The organism is Phytopseudomonas flavescens (genome assembly GCF_900100535.1).
Taxonomy (GTDB): domain Bacteria; phylum Pseudomonadota; class Gammaproteobacteria; order Pseudomonadales; family Pseudomonadaceae; genus Aquipseudomonas; species Aquipseudomonas flavescens.
The window spans coordinates 39,562-52,213 of record NZ_FNDG01000021.1; the positions used below are offsets into that span (position 1 = coordinate 39,562).

General features: G+C 63.5%; 15 protein-coding genes. 11 read left to right on the top strand and 4 right to left on the bottom strand.

The features are described 5' to 3' along the window. Positions 1–95 precede the first annotated feature (95 nt). Positions 96–839: a XopAW family type III secretion system calcium-binding effector gene (xopAW, locus tag BLR94_RS21905; RefSeq protein ID WP_084308030.1), complete on the top strand. Its 744-nt coding sequence runs from the start codon at positions 96–98 to the stop codon at positions 837–839. Positions 840–932: 93 nt separating this feature from the next. On the opposite strand, the gene trpA is transcribed toward xopAW, so the two are convergent. Both trpA and trpB read right to left on the bottom strand, forming a co-directional pair. After that, positions 933–1,754, bottom strand: a complete 822-nt coding sequence (trpA, locus tag BLR94_RS21910; RefSeq protein WP_084308031.1) for a tryptophan synthase subunit alpha — start codon at positions 1,752–1,754, stop codon at positions 933–935. Continuing rightward, a complete protein-coding gene (trpB, locus tag BLR94_RS21915; protein ID WP_084308032.1) occupies positions 1,751–2,962 on the bottom strand; it encodes a tryptophan synthase subunit beta in 1,212 nt (403 codons plus the stop codon). The genes trpA and trpB overlap by 4 nt, the downstream gene beginning before the upstream one ends. A gap of 365 nt (positions 2,963–3,327) precedes the next feature. Here trpB and BLR94_RS21920 point away from each other — a divergent pair, with 365 nt between their 5' ends. The 10 genes from BLR94_RS21920 to BLR94_RS21965 all read left to right on the top strand — a co-directional run bounded on the left by BLR94_RS21920 (position 3,328) and on the right by BLR94_RS21965 (position 11,266). Beyond that, positions 3,328–4,173 carry a transporter substrate-binding domain-containing protein gene (locus BLR94_RS21920; RefSeq protein WP_084308033.1) on the top strand — a complete coding sequence of 282 codons (846 nt, stop codon included), beginning with the start codon at positions 3,328–3,330 and terminating at the stop codon, positions 4,171–4,173. Between the two features lie 10 nt (positions 4,174–4,183). After that, on the top strand, positions 4,184–4,840 hold the full coding sequence (locus BLR94_RS21925) for an amino acid ABC transporter permease (protein ID WP_084308034.1): 657 nt from the start codon (positions 4,184–4,186) through the stop codon (positions 4,838–4,840). Between the two features lie 11 nt (positions 4,841–4,851). Beyond that, positions 4,852–5,487 carry an amino acid ABC transporter permease gene (locus BLR94_RS21930; protein WP_244158247.1) on the top strand — a complete coding sequence of 212 codons (636 nt, stop codon included), beginning with the start codon at positions 4,852–4,854 and terminating at the stop codon, positions 5,485–5,487. 4 nt (positions 5,488–5,491) lie between these two features. After that, positions 5,492–6,298: an amino acid ABC transporter ATP-binding protein gene (locus BLR94_RS21935; protein ID WP_084308036.1), complete on the top strand. Its 807-nt coding sequence runs from the start codon at positions 5,492–5,494 to the stop codon at positions 6,296–6,298. Beyond that, positions 6,295–7,527, top strand: coding sequence for a M20 family metallo-hydrolase (locus BLR94_RS21940; RefSeq protein WP_084308037.1), 1,233 nt, complete (start codon positions 6,295–6,297; stop codon positions 7,525–7,527). Before BLR94_RS21935 ends, BLR94_RS21940 begins: the two co-directional genes overlap by 4 nt. 27 nt (positions 7,528–7,554) lie before the next feature. Further along, positions 7,555–8,265: a DUF1989 domain-containing protein gene (locus tag BLR94_RS21945; protein ID WP_084308038.1), complete on the top strand. Its 711-nt coding sequence runs from the start codon at positions 7,555–7,557 to the stop codon at positions 8,263–8,265. 142 nt (positions 8,266–8,407) lie between these two features. Further along, entirely contained in the window at positions 8,408–9,016 is a 609-nt protein-coding gene (locus BLR94_RS21950; RefSeq protein WP_084308039.1) for a cupin domain-containing protein, read from the top strand. 98 nt (positions 9,017–9,114) lie between these two features. Then, positions 9,115–9,783, top strand: coding sequence for a DUF3592 domain-containing protein (locus BLR94_RS21955; protein ID WP_084308040.1), 669 nt, complete (start codon positions 9,115–9,117; stop codon positions 9,781–9,783). A gap of 1 nt (position 9,784) precedes the next feature. Next, positions 9,785–10,675, top strand: a complete 891-nt coding sequence (locus tag BLR94_RS21960; RefSeq protein WP_084308041.1) for a LysR family transcriptional regulator — start codon at positions 9,785–9,787, stop codon at positions 10,673–10,675. Between the two features lie 96 nt (positions 10,676–10,771). Next, entirely contained in the window at positions 10,772–11,266 is a 495-nt protein-coding gene (locus BLR94_RS21965; protein WP_084308042.1) for a DUF3060 domain-containing protein, read from the top strand. Between the two features lie 44 nt (positions 11,267–11,310). Here the strand turns inward: BLR94_RS21965 and gloA are convergent, their stop codons facing one another. Beyond that, positions 11,311–11,838 (bottom strand): lactoylglutathione lyase, encoded by a 528-nt coding sequence (gene gloA / locus BLR94_RS21970; RefSeq protein ID WP_084308043.1) that lies wholly within the window; start codon positions 11,836–11,838, stop codon positions 11,311–11,313. Between the two features lie 219 nt (positions 11,839–12,057). Further along, complete coding sequence (locus BLR94_RS21975; protein WP_084308044.1) at positions 12,058–12,516, bottom strand: metallophosphoesterase family protein; 459 nt, start codon at positions 12,514–12,516, stop codon at positions 12,058–12,060. Between the last annotated feature and the right edge of the window lie 136 nt (positions 12,517–12,652).

Sequence of the window (12,652 nt, forward strand, 5' to 3'; positions counted from 1 at the left end):
CGATACAAAGCCGGCATCGTCTCGACACACCATCCCGAGAGGCTGCATGAACCGGGAAACTCGGTTTCCGGCCAGCCAATTTCAGGGGGCATACCATGAGCATCAGCGGTGTGGGTAGCAGCTATTCCAGCTACTCCAGCGGTCTCAATGCATTGAGATCGCTGACGAGCAGCAGCAAGACATCGTCCAGCGAGGACAATCCGCTCAAGGCGCTGTTCAGCCAGCTGGATAGCGATTCCAGCGGCAGTATCAGCAGCAGCGAGTTGAAAGTGTCACTGTCTTCGGCCAGCAGCGACAGTGACGACAGCCAGGACACCTACGACGTCGACTCGCTGTTGAGCATGCTCGACGCCAACAGCGACGGCAGTATCGGTCTCGACGAACTGGGCGACGCCATGGCCGCCGGTGGTGCTGGGCAGATGCCGCCACCGCCGCCGCCCTCGGGCTCTTCCTCCAGCGATGCAGACGAGTTGCTCAGTGCCCTCGACACCAATGGTGACGGTGTGGTCAGCAGTGACGAACTGTCCAGCGCCGCCAGTGCCGCCGGCGTGGACGGTAGCAGTGACCTGTTCGCCCTGCTCGACAGCGACGGCGATGGCTCGATCAACAGCGACGAGTTGAGCGGCGCCCTGCAGGCCAGCGCAGCGCCTCCACCTCCACCGCCGCAGTTCGCCATGAGCAGCGACGACAGCAGCACCAGCAGCGCCAGCGCTATCAGTAGCAGTAGCAGTAGCAGTAGCGACGCCTACAACCAGCTGGTCCAGGCCGTTCTCAAGCAGTACCAGAACTTCAGCGGCTATCAGCCGAGTACCGGTAACCTGCTCGACACGGCAGCCTGAACGGCCGGGCCGACGCGCGGGCCTTGAGGTTGGCGCGGTGATGCACGCGAAGACGAGGCCGGCGATTGCCGGCCTCGTCCTGTCCGGCAGTTGTCAGCGGCGTGCGCCGCGTACCCCTTCGGCCAGTTGGCTGCACAGATCGAGCACACCGTCGATGGCCTGCTGGTCGTCGTCGGCCTTGGCGATCTGGTCGATCAGTGCCGAGCCGACCACCACGCCGTCGGCCAGACGGGCGATGGTCGCCGCGTGTTCCGGGGTGCGGATGCCGAAGCCGATGCTGATCGGCAGGTCGGTGTGGCGGCGCAGGCGGGTGACCGCTTCCTGCACGTGCTCCAGGGTCGCCGAACCCGCACCGGTGACGCCGGCCACGGAGACGTAGTAGACGAAACCCGAGCTGCCGTTGAGTACGGTGGGCAGGCGCCTGTCGTCGGTGGTCGGAGTGGTCAGTCGAATGAAATCGATACCTGCAGCCTGGGCCGGGTCGCACAGGTCAGCGTTATGTTCCGGTGGCAGATCGACCACGATCAGGCCATCGACGCCGGCTTCCTTGGCATCGGCGATGAAGCGCTCAACGCCGTACTTGTGGATCGGGTTGAAGTAGCCCATCAGCACCAGCGGCGTGGCCTGTTCGGTTTCGCGGAATTGACGAACCATCTGCAGGGTCTTGGCCAGGTTCTGCCTGGCTTCCAGGGCGCGGATGTTGGCGAGCTGGATTGCCGGGCCGTCGGCCATCGGATCGGTGAACGGCATGCCCAGCTCTATCACGTCGGCGCCGGCTTTCGGCAAGCCCTTGAGAATCGCCAGGGAAGCATCGTAGTTCGGGTCGCCGGCGGTAACGAAGGTCACCAGGGCGGCTCGGTTCTGTTGTTTCAGCTCGGCGAAGCGCGTCTGCAGGCGGGAGTTTTCCGAGCTCATATGTGTTCTTCCTGTTCGTCGAAGTGGTGCATGACGGTCTGCATGTCTTTGTCGCCGCGGCCCGAGAGGTTGACCACCATCAGGTGATCCTTGGGCAGCGTTGGCGCGCGTTTGAATACTTCAGCCAGGGCGTGGGACGACTCCAGGGCCGGGATGATGCCCTCCAGGCGGCAGCACTGGTGGAAGGCGGCAAGCGCCTCCTTGTCGGTGATCGAGGTGTACTCGACGCGGCCGATGTCGAACAACCAGGCGTGTTCCGGGCCGATACCCGGATAGTCGAGGCCTGCGGAAATCGAGTGGGCGTCGATGATCTGACCATCGTCGTCCTGCAGCAGGAAGGTGCGGTTGCCATGCAGCACGCCGGGTACGCCGCCATTCAGGCTGGCGGCGTGCTTGCCGGTTTCCACACCATGGCCGGCCGCTTCGACGCCGATGATCTGTACCGACTGGTCATCGAGGAAGGGGTGGAACAGGCCCATGGCGTTGGAGCCGCCACCGATGCAGGCGACCAGGCTGTCCGGCAGGCGGCCTTCCTGGGCTTGCAACTGGTCACGGGTTTCCTTGCCGATGACGGCCTGGAAGTCGCGCACCATCGCCGGGTAAGGGTGTGGGCCGGCCACGGTGCCGATGATGTAGAAGGTGCTGTCGACGTTGGTCACCCAGTCGCGCAGGGCTTCGTTCATCGCATCCTTCAGGGTGCCGGTGCCGGCGGTGACCGGAATCACTTCGGCGCCGAGCAGCTTCATGCGGAAGACGTTGGCCTGCTGGCGGTCGATGTCGGTGGTGCCCATGTAGATCACGCACTGCAGGCCGAAGCGCGCAGCCACGGTGGCGGTGGCCACGCCATGCATGCCGGCGCCGGTCTCGGCGATGATGCGCTGCTTGCCCATGCGCTTGGCCAGGAGGATCTGGCCGATGCAGTTGTTGATCTTGTGGGCGCCGGTGTGATTGAGCTCTTCGCGCTTGAGGTAGATCTTCGCGCCGCCGCAGTGCTCGGTCAGGCGCTCGGCGTAGTACAGCGGGCTCGGGCGGCCGACGTAGTCGCGCTGGAAATAGGCCAGCTGCTTGGCGAACTCGGGATCTTCCTTGGCCTTGTCGTACTCGGCGGCCAGGTCGTGGATCAGCGGCATCAGCGTCTCGGCGACGTACTGACCGCCGAACGCGCCGAACAGGCCGGTGGCGTCTGGGCCGTTGCGTAATGAAGTCATGGGATTCTCCTGTGAATTCGCGGGCCGGGGGGCTTGCCGCGAGCAGCACGGGCGCTGCCCGTGAGCGGTGTGATGAGAAGCAGACTAACGCTCCAGGAGCGCCGGGAAAAGCGAGCAGTTCGATTTCATATGTGAGTGAAACTCACATATCCAGTGTTCTTCTCTGCCCTTTTCCATTCTGCTTTGGTTTGCACTGTCTCGGAACGTATGCCCTGCATCTGCTCGCAAACGGTGCGAAGGAGCAGATGCGCACAGGCTGAATGGCACCGTTTTGCCATTCAGGGATCGGTGGCATACATCATGCTTGTGTACTTTTATTCAAGTAGCTTGAATAAATATCCATAGCTTCAAGAAGAGGCCTCGCCATGAACCGTCGTGCCGTGAAAAACCTGTCACTCGCTTTGGCCACATTGCTCGTCAGCTCGCTGGCTCAGGCTGACGATCTGCTGCAACGCATCCAGCAGGAAAAACAGATCACCATCGCTACCGAAGCACGCTTCGCCCCGTTCGAGTCGGTAGAGAACGGCAAGATAGTCGGCTATGGCGTGGACCTGATGAATTACGTGTTGGCTGATCTGCCGGGCGTCAAGGTCAAGCAGCTGGATTTGCCGTTCCAGGGCATTCTGCCGGGCCTGGATACCGGCAAGTTCGACTTCGTGGTGACCTCGGTGACCGTCAACAAGGCGCGTTTCGAACAGTTCGCCTTCACCGTGCCGATCGCCGAGTCCACCGTGGCGCTGCTCAAGCGGGGCAACGACGATTCGATCGGCAGCCTGAGCGATCTCAACGGCAAGGTGGTCGGCTCGCAGAGCGGATCCGGTCAGTTGCAGATTCTTCAGGCCTATGACCAGAAACTCAAGAGTGCCGGCCAGCCAGGCCTCAAGGCCATTCGTCAGTACGTCAGCTTCGACGAGGCGTACGCCGATCTCGCCCTGGGGCGCCTGGATGGCGTTGCCCAGTCGCTGTCCAACCTCGGCCCACTGATCAAGTCGCGTCCCGGTGTGTTCACCACGCTCGGCGATATGCTGGGCCCGCAGACCTACTACGGTTGGGTAGGCCGCAAGGATGCCGACAGCGCCAGCCTGGTCAAACTGTTCAGCGACGGCATCGCCCGCGCCAACCGTGACGGCACCATGAAGACGCTGCAGGAAAAATGGTTCGGCTTCAGCATGGATGTGCCGGCCGACGCCATGCCCGAGCCGAGCATCTGAGTCGCTGACCATGGATGACTTTGGCGTTCGCTTCGCACTCTACTGGCCCGCTCTGCTCGACGGCGCGCTCAGCACATTGTGGCTGTGCCTGGCCGGTATGCTGCTGGGCTTCGTTCTCGGCGTGCTGATCTATCTGCTGGGCAGCAGTCACAGCCGAGGTTGCGTGGCGTTCGCCAGGGTCTACGTGAGCTTCTTCCGTGGCACACCGATGCTGGCGCAATTGCTGCTGCTCTTCTATTTGCCCGCCGGGCTGGGCATGGACGTGCCGGCGCTGGTCGCTGCCGGTCTGGCATTGGCCCTGAATACGGCGGCCTACCAGTCGCAGATCCTGCGCAGCGGCTTCGCTGCCATCCCGCCAGGGCAGCTGGAGGCCGCCGCGGTGTTCAGCATCGGTCGCTGGCGCACGCTGCTGCACATCCAGTTGCCGCAAGTGGTACGCCTGACCCTGCCGGCGCTGATTTCCGAGCTGATCGATGTCATCAAGGTGTCGGCGGTGGTCTCGGTGATCTCCATCACCGACCTGATGCGGGTCAGCCAGCAACTGGTTTCGCAGACTTACCGTCCGCTGGAGGTCTATCTGGTCGCCGCACTGTTCTACCTGGCACTGACCAGCCTGTTGGCGCTGCTCGGGCGCCAGCTGGAGCGTCGCTGGCAGGCGCGCAGCTGATGGAGAGCTGGATGAATTACCTTCCCGATTTCGGTCAGGCGCTGCTGGTCACCCTGGGCATCAGTTTTGCCGGCGCGGCGCTGGGCCTGCTGCTGGGCTTTGCCCTCAATGCCCTGCGCCTGGCGGTACCGGGCTTCATTGCTGTGTATCGACTGTATGTCTGGCTAATACGCGGCACACCGTTTCTTGCGCAATTGTTGTTGATCTACTTCGGTCTGCCGGTGCTTGGCCTGACCCTGGACGCCACCGAGGCGAGCATTCTCGCCCTGTGCCTGTACAGCGCCGCCTATTTTGCCGAGCTGCTGCGCTCGGCCTGGGCCAGCGTGCCGATCGGCCAGTTGGAGGCCGCGCAGGTACATGGTTTGAGCGGCATGCAGACTTTCTGGCACATCCAGACGCCCCAGGCGCTGGCGTTCGCGCTGCCGCTCTTGGGCAATCAGGTGATTCTGACCATCAAGGAAAGCGCGGTGACATCGATCATCACCGTGCCGGAGCTGACCATGACCGCCGGCCAGATCGTCTCCAACACCTTTTCCTATGTCGTGCCCTACGTGCTGCTGGTGCTCTCGTACTGGCTGCTGACGCTGCTGGTCGGTTTCGCCGCCGCTGCGCTCGGCCGTCGCGCAACGCGCTACCTGCGAGGATGACCCGATGAGCAACCTGCCCCTTCTTGAACTGCGCGGCGTGGGCAAGTCCTACGGCGCCAATACCGTACTGCAGCGCTTCGACCTGAGTGTGCGAGCCGGCGAGATCGTCTCGCTGATCGGTCCCTCCGGCTCCGGCAAGACCACAGCCCTGCGCTGCATGAACTTCCTCGAAGCCTATGACCAGGGCGAGGTGTGGATCGATGGCCAACTGCTCGGTTACAGCGGCCCTGGACGGCGCCCAGCCGACCAGGACAGCGCCGCCAGCATCGCCGAGGTACGCCGGCCACTGGCCATGGTGTTTCAGCAATTCAATCTGTGGCCGCACATGACCGTGCTGGAAAACGTCATGGCGCCCCTGCTGCTGGGCAAACGCCTGAGCCGAGCCGACGCCCGCACGCTGGCCGAGGTGGCGCTGCAACGGGTTGGCCTGGCAGCCAAGACCGGCGCCTATCCGGCACGCCTGTCCGGTGGTCAGCAACAGCGCGTCGGTATCGCCCGGGCGCTGGCGGTGAAACCACGCCTGATGCTGCTCGACGAGCCGACTTCGGCGCTCGATCCGGAACTGGTGGAAGAGGTGCTGCAGGTGATCCGCAGCCTGGCCAACGACGGCATGACCATGGTCATGGTGACCCACGAGATGAGTTTCGCCGCACAGATATCCAGCCAGGTGGTGTTCATGGAAGCCGGGCAGATCGTCGAGACCGGTGCGCCGGCGGCGATGTTCCAGGCGCCGGCCACCGACCGCCTGCGGCAGTTTCTCAAACCCTGGTTCAACCGCAGCCTGACGCCACGCCAGGAGGTCTGCCAATGAATGCCGAGCGAGTGATGGCGGCGGTGCGTGCCGAACGGTTGCATGGCCTGCTCGATACCCTGGCCGGGTTCGGCGCGCTGCCGGACGGCGGGATGAATCGCCAGGCGCTTTCTGCAGAGGATTTCGCTGCGCGTGCCTGGCTGATCGGCGAGGCACAACGTATCGGCTGCCGGGTGTGGACGGATGCCTGCGCCAACCTGTTCATCCGCCGCGACGGCCTGGAGGATCTGCCGCCGGTGATGACCGGCAGCCACATCGATACCCAGCCCAGCGGTGGCCATCTGGATGGCTGTTACGGTGTGATGGCCGGCCTGGAATGCCTGCTGGCGCTGCACGATCAGGGCCTGCGCACGCGCCGCCCGATCGAGCTGGTGGTGTGGACGAACGAGGAGGGCAGTCGTTTCAGCCCCGGCGCCATGGGCTCCAGCGCCTTCGTCGAACCCACCCGCATGGCTGCCTATCGAGACAGCCTGGATGCTTCGGGCGTCAGTGTCGGTGAGGCGCTGGACGCCCATGGCCGACGATTCGCCGGGCTCCCGCTGCGTGAACGGATCGCTGCGCATGCCTTCGTCGAACTGCACATCGAACAGGGGCCGGTGCTGGAGCGCGCGGGTGTGCCGCTCGGCGTGGTCTCCGGCATCCAGGGTGTGCGCTGGTATCAGGTGCGCTGCCGCGGTGCTTCCGCCCATGCCGGCACCACGCCCATGGACATGCGCCAGGATGCGCTGCTGCTGGCCACCGGCTGCCTGCCAGCAATAGATGCCCTGGCCGAACGCCTGGCTGGCGCCGACAAGCGATTGACCTTCGGGCGCTGGCAGGTGTTGCCGAACTCGATCAATACGGTGGCCGGGGAGGTGACCTTCAGCATCGACTTCCGGCACGCCGACAGTGCCGTGCTGGACGCCTTCGATACGGCGCTGGCCGATTGCCTGCCCGCAGAGGCCGAGCTGCAGATGCTCTTCAGTCATCCGCCAGTGGCCTTCGATGCAGCCGTCGTCGACGTGCTGCAGCAGGCGGTCGATGCCACTGGCGAAGCCTCCCTGAGCCTGCGCTCGGGCGCCTTCCACGACGCCATGTACCTGGCGACGCATTGCCCGACCGGCATGCTGTTCGTGCCGAGCCGCGACGGCATCAGCCACAACCCGCTGGAATACACCGAACCTTCCCAGCTCGAAGCCGGCGCTCGTGCGCTGGCCTGGAGCCTCGTCCAACTGGCCGAACAAGCCTGACCTGTCCTTGCCCACCTAGGAGCGACCATGAGCCATTCGAACCACGCCCACGATTACCCAGCCTGCTGCCAGCCCGACAATGGCGCCTCGCTGGGCACTAACGCCACCCTCAACGAGCCGCTGTCGTCCGACGGCACGCCGGAACCCGGCAAGACCTACACCGTGCCGGCACGCTGCGGCCGTGCAGTGCGCCTGAAGGCGGGTGAGGTCATCAAGATCATCAACACCCACGGCACCCAGGTGTGCGACACCTGGCTGTTCAATGCCGAGGACCTGAGCGAATTCCTCTCCATGGAGCATGCGCGCGCGCACATCGACCGCATCATCCCCAAGGCGGGTGACGAGCTGTTCAGCAACCGCCGCCGTACCATCGGCACCTTGCTGACCGATACCTCGCCGGGCGTACACGACACCCTGATCGCGGCCTGCGATCTGCATCGCTACACCAACCTCGGTGTCGAGGGTTACCACGACAGTTGCGCCGACAACATGCGCCTGGCCCTGCAGGCCATCGGTCTGCGCGCCCGCGAAGTGCCCCAGCCGTTCAACCTGTGGATGAACATCCCGGTCAAGCCGGACTACAGCATCGAGTGGCTGCCACCGGTCTCCAAGGCGGGCGACTACGTGGAAATCCAGGCAGCCATGGATTGCGTGGTGGTGATGTCGGCCTGCCCACAGGACATCGTGCCGATCAACGACCTGAATCCGGTGGAAGTGCACTTCTCGGTCAGTGTCTGAGGTCACCCTGGACGCAAGAGTGGTTTGGTTGGTGACAGGGGATTAATTACCCGTGTGCCTTCGGCGATACTGTGCGGCCAGCGGGAGAGTTCGCTGCCGCACAGTTGCCTTCAATACGGGTTATCCATTCATCGAGAAACGCATGCGCAAACCTAGCCATACACCGCCGTCGAAGGCCAATCACACGGATGGCCTGCCTAGTCTGGGAGTGCGTCTGCGCCATGCCCGCAAGGTCGCTGGCCTGACCCTCAAGCAGGTGGCTGGCGTCGCTGGGTGTTCGGAAAGCCTGATTTCCAAACTGGAGAACGACGCCGCTTCTCCATCACTGGCCATGCTCCACCGTTTGGCAGGTGCCTTGGGCAGTAACGTATCCACCCTGACGTCAGAGGAGTGGGTATCCGATGAGCCGGTGCTGCGTGCGGGTGAACGCCCGGTGAAGCGCTTCGTCAAGCGCAACAAGGATGGCGACATCGGCCTGGAGCGCATCACCCACCTGCAAAAGGGCGGGCTGCTGCAGGGCAATATCCATATCGTCGCGCCGGGTGTGGCCAGTGATGGCCTGATCGAGCACCCGGGGGAAGAAATGGGCTACGTGCTATCGGGCAGCATCGAGCTGACCATCGCTGGGCAGTGCTACAGCCTGACGACGGGAGACGCCTTTCACTTCCCGAGCAACCTGCCCCATGGCTATCGCAACAGCGGCCGCACCGAAGCACGGATTCTCTGGGTGAATACGCCCGTGACCTTCTGAGGAATTCCCGCGATCCGTTGGATTCGACTGGACTGTGTCGTTCGATACCGGATAATCCTCGCCCTTGATGGGATGTTCGTACAACGCTCGGAGGCGAGATGAAAACAGGATGGTTATGGATATTCCCGGGCATCGGGGCATTGCTGCTGGTGATCGCCATCGGCATTCAGCTCGCTCGGATCGGCGCTGAGGCGCAGATGAGCCTGACCCAGGGCTCTATCGTGGATATCGAGGGAGGCTGCCCGACCGCCTCCTTCGTCACCCAGGACGGCACCCTGGGGGAATACCACAGCAGCACCTGCACCAACCCGCCTGCCTTCGATATCGGTGAACGGGTGGCGCTGTATTACGACCCGCAGAATCCCGAGCGTGCGCATATCGATAGCTTCGCCCAGAACTGGGTCGGTAGCCTGATCGTCGGCGGCATTGGTGTCGTGTTCCTGCTGATCGGCCTGGCCATCGTGTTGCCGCCGCTGTTCGGCAAGCGCCGCGCCGCCGGGCTGTTGGCCACCGGCACGCCGGTGCAGGCGGAAGTGGTCGATGTCGAACTCAACCAGTCGCTGAGCGCCAATGGCCGCAACCCCTACCGTATCGTTGCCCAGTGGCTGAACCCGCAGACCAACAAACTGCACGTGTTCCGCAGCGCCAACCTGTGGTTCGACCCGGGCCCCTACATCAGCGATTCCCGGGTCACGGTGATGATCGACCCGGCCCGGCCCAAGCGTTACAGCATGGACACCCGCTTTCTGCCCGAGCTGGCTGATTGATATGGCCCAGCTGCCGTCGCTCAACGCCCTGTATGCCTTCGAGGCCGCCGCGCGGTTGGGCAGCGTCAGCCGTGCGGCGGTTGAGCTGCACGTCACTCATGGCGCGGTGAGCCGGCAGATCCGCACCCTGGAAGAACAGCTTGGCGTGGCGCTGTTCACCAAGGACGGGCGTGGCCTGAAGCTGACCGACGCAGGCATACGCCTGCGTGATGTCAGCGGCGATACGTTCACCCGCCTGCGGCAGGTGTATGGCGAGCTGCGCCAGCGGGAAGTCGATACACCTTTCGTGCTCGGCTGCCCGGGCAGCCTGCTGGCGCGCTGGTTCATTCCGCGCTTGGACCGCCTTAACCAGGCCTTGCCCGAGCTGCGGCTGCAGCTGTCCACCAGCCAGGGCGAGCTGGATCCGCGCAGCCCTCAGGTGGACGCCACCCTGCTCTATGCCGAGCCGCCCTGGCCTGCGGACATGCGCGTATTCGAGCTGGCGCGCGAATCCATCGGGCCGGTGATAAGTCCGCGCCACCCACGATTCTCGGAACTGAGCCAGGCTGCTCCCGAGGCGTTGTTGCGGGAGGCGTTGCTGCATACCACCTCGCGGCCCCAAGCTTGGCCGCAGTGGCTGGTGGCGATGAACCTGCAGCCTGCGGACATGCGCCTGGGGCAGGGCTTCGAGCACCTGTATTACCTGCTCGAGGCTGCGTCGGCAGGCCTTGGCGTGGCCATCGCGCCGCTGCAGCTGGTGGCGGACGATCTCGTTGCAGGGCGGCTGGTCGCGCCCTGGGGCTTCGTGCAAACCGAGGCGCAGTTGTCGCTCTGGGTACCGGAACGGCGTAGCGGTCAGCGCGCCGAGAGGTTTGCCGATTGGTTGAGAGCAGCGTTGCAAACCGCGAATTGAGTCGCATGCAGCGGAGAACCTTCTTTCCTGGGCATCTGTCATAGCATCGGCCCTCATACGTCTTCCGGGCCATCACTGACAGAGAGCGGTGTGCCCATGAACAAGACGCTGATGGCAGGTTTGCTGCTGGCCGGTACGGCTACGCTGGCCCAGGCGGAGCCGCTGAATATCGAGGGGATCGGCCTGTCGCGAGACATATCCTGCAAAGGCCAGGACGTGAACATTTCCGGCAATGCCAACGTCATTCACCTGACCGGTGAGTGCGGCGCCGTGCTGGTCTACGGCTCGGAGCACAAGGTCACGCTGGATACGGCCAAGTCGCTTACGGTATCGGGTGCCGAACACAAGGTGGTCGCCGAGCGCGTCAATGCATTGAGCGTCGACACCAGCAACAACCAGGTTCGCACGGCGATCATCGCGGGCGAGCAACCGGCAGTGGTCACGGTAGAAGGTGCCGAGCACGAACTGGATCTGCAGTTCGAAGGCCAGGCCAAGCTGAACGTTACTGGCGTTAGTCAGCAGGTGCGCTGGAGCGGTGATGAGCCGGAGGTGCAGTTGGGAGGCATCGACAACAAGGTCGAGCGCAAGTAAGCGGGGCGGCCGCCCCGCCGGTCAACAGCGGGGCGGCGCGTTTTCTAGTCCACTTCGGTGAACTGGATGATTTCCACCCAGTAACCGTCCGGGTCCTTGATGAAGGCGATGTTGCTCATGCGCCCGTCGCTCAGGCGTTTCTGGAAGTCCACGCTCAGGTCTTCGAAACGCTGGCAAGCCGCCTTGATATCCGGTACTGCCACGCACAGGTGGCCAAAACCGCGCGGGTCGGCGTTGCCGCTGTGGTAGGAAAATTCCGGATCCTTCTCGGTGCCGTAGTTGTAGGTCAGCTCCAGGACGCCGGGGATGGACTTGCGCCATTGATGACGTGCTGCCGGGTCGGCCGGGATCTGCGACTTGTCGGCGATCAACGCGAGGAAGTACAGGCTGAACTCGGCATCCGGGAAGTCCTTTTTCTCCAGCAGGGTGAAACCCAGCACGCGGGTATAGAAATCCAGGGACTTTTCCAGATCCTTCACGCGGATCATGGTGTGGTTGTAGACGAAATCCGCCGTGGCTACGTCAGGCTTGCCGGTTACGCCGGGCAGGGTGTTGAGTTCATCGAGGGTCATGGGGACTCCATCAGGCGGTGATTGGACGAGTGGAAAAGTCGGTAATCCGTTTAGATGGCTTCGATACGCGCGTTTTTCAAGGTTGTTGCCTCGGCAGGACGTCTTTAAGGCGTTAGCGGTCATTTGTAGGGTGGACGACGCTTCATCCGTCCACCGCTCTGCGAGCGCGATGGTGGATGAAAAGAGTATCATCCACCCTACGGCTGCTTACGCCTTGCATCAAACCTCCAGCGTAATCAGTTCAGCCCGCACTTCATCGCCATCGATATGCAGAATGGCCACACCAATCGGCAGCTTGAAGCGCCGCGGGCCGGCGCTGCCAGGGTTGAGATAAAGCACGCCGTCGCGCTGCTCATGCAGCGGTTTGTGCGAGTGCCCGGCGATCACCACGTCGATACCTTCGGCCTTGGGGTCGATAGCCAGCTTCTTGAGATCATGCAGCACATACAGACTGATCGCGCCGAAGCGCAGGGTCAGGCTTTCCGGGATGGCATCGGCCCAGGCATCACCGTCGTTGTTGCCGCGCACCACCGACAGCGGCGCGATGCATTCGAGTTCAGCAAGGATCTGCGGCCCGCCGATATCGCCAGCGTGGATCAGGTGGTCGACGCCTTGCAGCGCTGCCAGTGCCTGGGGTCGCAACAGGCCGTGGGTGTCGGCGATCAGGCCAATCTTCATGCTTCCTCCAGGCTATAACTGTAGGAGCCGGCGTGCCGGCGATCCGTTCCGTGCAAAAACGCCGCCTTGGGGCGAGTGAAGCAACAGCCGGGACGGCACGTGAAGTGTCGCTGCCTGCACCGCCAAAAACGGAAAA